Here is a 4,002-nt window from a genome sequence, read left to right as displayed (position 1 = left end):
GCGAATGGGCGCTTCGTCGTCGACGATCAGAATGCTCCTGCCAACCATGCCTTAATCCTCTTGTCATTTAACTGTCTTGCGCCGCATTAGATAACGGAATTATTGCAGTCGTGTGACAGTATTTTAGTCGCCCGGCGATTGGCGCGATCCTGAACTAAGCTTTAAGTCCGAATCCTGACAACCACAAAAGAAGGTTTCCATGACTCAAATGACTGTTTCTTTCAAAGCGCTGATGCTTGCCGCTGCCCTGGCATTGCCATCGATGGCATTCGCCGCCGACCCGGCGATGGAAAAGGACGGCATGTACACCGATCACAAGGGCATGACCCTGTACACCTTCGCCAAAGACTCTGCGGGCAAGTCCATGTGCAATGACAAGTGCGCGACGAACTGGCCGCCGTTGATGGCTGCGGCGGGCGATAAGTCGATGGGTGACTGGACTGTCATCAAGCGTGACGATGGCAAGATGCAGTGGGCCTACCAAGGCATGCCGCTGTACACCTTCGTGATGGACAAAAAGGCCGGAGACATGACCGGTGACGGCAAAATGGACGGCGCCTGGAAAGTCGCCAAAGCCAAATAACCGCAAATCCCCCTGTGGGAGCGGGCTTGCTCGCGAAGGCGGAGTGTCAGTCACCCTCATCGTTAACTGACACTCCGTCTTCGCGAGCAAGCCCGCTCCCACAGGTGTGGATCTTCAGCGCAATGCGTAATCCAGCACGATCCCGACGAATATCGCCAACCCGGCCCAATGGTTGTGCAAGAACGCCTTGAAGCAGCGCATCCGGTCGCGATCCCGCGTGTACCAGAACTCCCACACATAACACCCGGCCGCCACCAGCAAACCAAGGTGAAACCACGTCCCCAACTCAAACTTAGACCCCGCCAGCAACAGGCAGCCCAACGACAGCGCCTGCAAACTCAGGATGATCACCCGATCCGCTTCGCCAAACAGAATCGCCGTCGACTTCACGCCGATCTTTAAATCGTCGTCGCGGTCAGTCATCGCGTAATAGGTGTCGTAACCCACCGTCCACAGCAGATTGGCGATCCACAGCAACCACGCCGCCGCCGGCAGCTCGCCGGTCTCTGCGGTGAACGCCATCGGCATGCCCCACGAGAACGCCGCGCCCAGCACCACCTGTGGGTAATAGGTGTAGCGCTTCATGAACGGGTAAGTAAACGCCAGCGCCAGACCGCCCAGCGACAACCAGATGGTCGGCGCGTTGGTGCACAGCACCAGCAGAAAACTCACGCCCATCAACAGCGCAAAGAACACCAGCGCTTCTTTCGAACTGATCCTGCCGGCCGCCAATGGCCGTTGCGCGGTGCGTTTGACGTGGCCGTCGACCTTGCGATCGGCCCAGTCGTTGATCACGCAGCCGCCGGCGCGAGTGAGGATTACGCCGAGGACAAAAATCACCACGTTGGCCAGCGACGGCGAGCCTTTGCCGGCAATCCACAGCGCCCACAGCGTCGGCCACAGCAGCAGGTAAATGCCGATCGGCTTGTCCATCCGCGTCAGCTGAATGAAGTCCCAGGCGCGCGGGTTCAAACGGTTCAGGGACTTGAGCAGGCTCTGATACATCAGCAGTTCTCCGGATGGGCGCGGGCGGTGCGCCACAGGCTCGGCAGGAAGATTTCCGCGACCAGCACGCTCAGCGCGCCACGGTCGAAACGCGAACGACGGCCCCACAGGGCGGGCGCTTTGGCGGCGGGCGGCAGCCATGCTTCAGGGTAGTGGCAGACTTCGAGGGCGCGGCGCTGGAACGCCTGATCGCAAAACAGCAATTCGCCCAGCGAGCGGCTGCCGAGTTCGTCCATGTGCAAACCGTCGCCCTGCAACGCGGCGCGCGAAGCGACGCTGCGGGCGAACACCCAAGCCTCGCCGTGGCCGCGCAAATACACCTCGCGCACCCAGCCTTCGCTGCCTGCGGCCAGATCCAGCGCCGTACATTCATCGGCGCGCAGGGTGTCCCAGCCTTCGAACAAGGGCGTCACGCTAAAGCCGTCGTTAGACAAACGGGTGAGTCGGCGGGTCAGGGAGCCTTCGTCGAACAGCCAGTCGAGGGTCAACGAATCAGGGAGGGGCGTCAGTCGGCTTTGAGTCAGCCAGAGCGGGGCCGGGGAGGAATTTGTCTGTTGCACAATGAGTCATTATTGGCCGCAAATGAGGCGGCGAGCTTACCATGGCGAGCTGCGATATCGAGCGATCCGGGTCGCCGTTGCGCCGAACAGGCTTGCATCTGCGCGGCTCCATCAGTACAAAACGCGCTGAGCCGGACGGCAGCGCAACACCCATCGACCGTCCGCGCCGGCAAAAGCCTGAACCCCTGAGGAAGTACCTGAATGAAAAAGTGGCAATGTGTGGTCTGCGGCCTGATCTACAACGAAGCCGACGGCTGGCCGGATGACGGCATCGCGCCGGGCACTCTGTGGCAGGACGTGCCGGAAGACTGGCTGTGCCCGGACTGCGGCGTCGGCAAAATGGACTTCGAAATGATCGAAATCAACTAACTAAATCCAAAGGAGTAAGGCATGAGCGCACCTGTCGTCATCATCGGCACCGGCCTGGCGGGCTATAACCTCGCCCGGGAATTTCGCAAGCTCGACAGCGAAACCCCGCTGCTGTTGATTACCGCCGATGACGGCCGCTCTTACTCCAAACCGATGCTCTCCACCGGTTTCGGCAAAAACAAAGACGCCGATGGCCTGAGCATGGCCGAGCCGGGCGTCATGGCCGAGCAATTGAAAGCCGAAGTGCGCACCCACACGCGCATCAGCGGAATCGATGCCGGCCACAAGCGTCTGTGGATCGGCGAAGAAGCTGTCAGCTATCGCGATCTGATTCTCGCGTGGGGCGCGGAAACCGTGCGCGTGCCGGTCGAAGGCGATGGCGCCGAACTGGTGTTCCCGATCAATGATCTCGAAGACTACGCGCGATTCCGTGCCGCGGCCGCCGGCAAGCGCCGCGTGCTGCTGCTCGGGGCGGGTTTGATCGGCTGCGAATTCGCCAATGACCTGATTCTGGGCGGCTATGAAGTGCAACTGGTTGCGCCATGCGAGCAGGTCATGCCGACCTTGCTGCACCCGGCCGCTGCCGCCGCCGTGCAGGCTGGACTGGAAAGCCTCGGCGCCAAATTCCACCTCGGCCCGGTACTCACCCGTTTGCAGAAAGTTGCTGAGGGTCTGGAAGCGCACCTCTCCGACGGCCAGGTCATCGCCTGCGATGTGGTGGTCTCGGCCATCGGTCTGCGCCCGCGCATTGATCTGGCGGCGGCTGCCGGCGTGCAGGTCAATCGCGGTGTCGTGGTTGATCGCCATTTGAAGACGTCCCACGCCAATATCTACGCCTTGGGCGATTGCGCCGAGGTCGATGGGCTGAATCTGTTGTACGTAATGCCCCTCATGAGCTGTGCGCGTGCGCTGGCACAAACCCTGGCGGGAAACCCTACAGCGGTGACCTACGGCCCTATGCCCATCACCGTGAAAACCCCGGTGTGCCCGTTGGTTGTTTCGCCGCCGCCACGCGGTAGCGAAGGCGTCTGGACGGTCGAAGGGCAGGGCGCCGACGTCAAAGCGCTGTGCCATAACGCAGACGGCCAGTTGCTCGGTTATGCGCTGACGGGCGCGGCGGTGATGGAAAAACTCGCCCTGAACAAACAGCTTCCAGCCTTGCTGGCGTAAATACCGGTCGTTCTGTCGGAATCACCCCGCTTTTGCCCCCACAAAGATCCGGGTGAGACTGGCGCAGGCTTTAACCGCGTGCCATCCTCACTCCCGTCTGCCGCAGAGTAGAGCACCTGCGGCGCCTTGGGCGCTGTTCCAACGAGGACAGCACGGACATAACAACAAAAAACCGTCAAAGGGGCTTCACTAATGCGTAAACCAGAACTCGCCGCTGCAATCGCTGAAAAAGCAGATCTGACCAAAGAACAGGCCAAACGCGTTCTCAACGCCGTTCTCGAAGAAATCACCGGCGCTCTGCACCGCAAGGACAGC

The 4,002-nt window shown here is 60.9% G+C and carries 6 protein-coding genes; 4 read left to right on the top strand and 2 right to left on the bottom strand.

Annotated elements, in window-relative coordinates; translation table 11 throughout:
• Positions 1-199 precede the first annotated feature (199 nt).
• On the top strand, positions 200-583 hold the full coding sequence (locus tag ACIP1X_RS28060; protein WP_053125125.1) for a hypothetical protein: 384 nt from the start codon (positions 200-202) through the stop codon (positions 581-583).
• 114 nt (positions 584-697) lie between these two features.
• On the opposite strand, the gene ubiA is transcribed toward ACIP1X_RS28060, so the two are convergent.
• Both ubiA and ACIP1X_RS28050 read right to left on the bottom strand, forming a co-directional pair.
• A complete protein-coding gene (ubiA, locus tag ACIP1X_RS28055; RefSeq protein ID WP_400755895.1) occupies positions 698-1,588 on the bottom strand; it encodes a 4-hydroxybenzoate octaprenyltransferase in 891 nt (296 codons plus the stop codon).
• Positions 1,588-2,148, bottom strand: a complete 561-nt coding sequence (locus tag ACIP1X_RS28050) for a chorismate--pyruvate lyase family protein (RefSeq protein WP_400755894.1) — start codon at positions 2,146-2,148, stop codon at positions 1,588-1,590. The genes ubiA and ACIP1X_RS28050 overlap by 1 nt, the downstream gene beginning before the upstream one ends.
• A 201-nt stretch (positions 2,149-2,349) precedes the next feature.
• Here ACIP1X_RS28050 and ACIP1X_RS28045 point away from each other — a divergent pair, with 201 nt between their 5' ends.
• From ACIP1X_RS28045 to ACIP1X_RS28035, 3 genes are all read left to right on the top strand, one after another.
• The gene (locus tag ACIP1X_RS28045; protein ID WP_007954349.1) at positions 2,350-2,517 is read left to right on the top strand and encodes a rubredoxin; all 168 of its coding nucleotides are present in this window, start codon (positions 2,350-2,352) and stop codon (positions 2,515-2,517) included.
• Positions 2,518-2,538: 21 nt separating this feature from the next.
• Positions 2,539-3,687: an NAD(P)/FAD-dependent oxidoreductase gene (locus ACIP1X_RS28040; protein WP_159814451.1), complete on the top strand. Its 1,149-nt coding sequence runs from the start codon at positions 2,539-2,541 to the stop codon at positions 3,685-3,687.
• Positions 3,688-3,879: 192 nt separating this feature from the next.
• Positions 3,880-4,002: HU family DNA-binding protein (locus ACIP1X_RS28035; protein ID WP_400755896.1), on the top strand; the 123-nt coding region annotated here is incomplete at its 3' end.

It is taken from the genome of Pseudomonas sp. NPDC088885 (assembly GCF_044750025.1).
GTDB lineage: Bacteria > Pseudomonadota > Gammaproteobacteria > Pseudomonadales > Pseudomonadaceae > Aquipseudomonas > Aquipseudomonas rustica.
This window is presented reverse-complemented; position numbering and strand designations above follow the sequence as displayed.

What these genes read in the sequence shown, in the direction of transcription:
- ubiA (WP_400755895.1), bottom strand. Translation starts at nt 1,588, where the DNA reads ATGTATCAGAGCCTGCTCAAGTCCCTGAACCGTTTGAACCCGCGCGCC.
- ACIP1X_RS28045 (WP_007954349.1), top strand. Translation starts at nt 2,350, where the DNA reads ATGAAAAAGTGGCAATGTGTGGTCTGCGGCCTGATCTACAACGAAGCC.
- ACIP1X_RS28040 (WP_159814451.1), top strand. Translation starts at nt 2,539, where the DNA reads ATGAGCGCACCTGTCGTCATCATCGGCACCGGCCTGGCGGGCTATAAC.
- ACIP1X_RS28060 (WP_053125125.1), top strand. Translation starts at nt 200, where the DNA reads ATGACTCAAATGACTGTTTCTTTCAAAGCGCTGATGCTTGCCGCTGCC.